The sequence below is a fragment of the Phaeobacter sp. SYSU ZJ3003 genome, from assembly GCF_041300735.1.
GTDB lineage: Bacteria > Pseudomonadota > Alphaproteobacteria > Rhodobacterales > Rhodobacteraceae > Phycobacter > Phycobacter gallaeciensis_A.
This window is the reverse complement of the sequence record NZ_PXNU01000177.1, coordinates 1-444: the sequence shown is the minus strand read 5'-3', so window position 1 is coordinate 444 and position 444 is coordinate 1. Positions and strand designations below refer to the sequence as shown.

Genomic DNA, 444 nt, shown 5'->3' with positions numbered 1-444 from the left:
GGGGATGTCCCGGTTGATGTTGAAGTTTGCCTGAAGGGTGGCGTTGCTTTCCCTGAGCCGTAGGCTCGGGGTGATCAAACCGAAAGGAAAGCAACACCATGAAGAAGACTACGACATCGCAGGCGGCCCTTGCCAGCCAGAATGATCTGCGTTGCGCCGTTACCGGTGCTTGGGAGGCGGTCGGACAGAGCTTTGACCAATTCTGCCTTCTGGCCGGGGTTTCAGCGCTCAGCGAGATGATGGAAAGCGACGCATCGAAATTGGCCGGCGAGGCGCACGCGCGCAATGCCGATAAACCTGGTCACCGCTGGGGCACGACCCGAGGTCGCCTTGGGTTCCAAGGCGGCAAGGTGGAGTTGGAACGACCGCGCGTGCGCTCGAAGGCCACCGGGAAGGAGATGCCGCTGCCCAGTTGGCAGGAGGCCGCCGAGGCCGGCTGGCTGG

General features: G+C 62.8%; 1 pseudogene. It reads left to right on the top strand.

The features are described from left to right. Positions 1-98: 98 nt before the first annotated feature. A pseudogene (locus tag C6W91_RS21305) lies at positions 99-444 on the top strand (IS256 family transposase); the annotation flags it as partial.